General features: G+C 60.4%; 1 protein-coding gene. It reads right to left on the reverse strand.

Annotated elements, in window-relative coordinates; all coding sequences use genetic code 11:
* Positions 1-245 (reverse strand): hypothetical protein (locus tag M3212_RS21935; RefSeq protein ID WP_251196007.1); only part of this gene is annotated, 245 nt, incomplete at both ends.

Genomic DNA, 245 nt, shown 5'->3' on the forward strand with positions numbered 1-245 from the left:
GCCCTGTTTCCGAATTGGAGCGGCTTCGCGGCGCTCGGGGAGAAGAAAAGCGCTTCTCCCCTTTAAAAACCCGGCGCCGGCTTCGCTCGCTCTTCGACCAAAAAGCCACAGGGATAAGGCGCCCTGTTTCCGAATTGGAGCGGCTTCGCGGCGCTCGGGGAGAAGAAAAGCGCTTCTCCCCTTTAAAAACCCGGCGCCGGCTTCGCTCGCTCTTCGACCAAAAAGCCACAGGGATAAGGCGCCCT

Source organism: Halalkalibacter oceani (assembly GCF_023715705.1).
Classification (GTDB): Bacteria; Bacillota; Bacilli; order Bacillales; family Bacillaceae_D; genus Halalkalibacter; species Halalkalibacter oceani_A.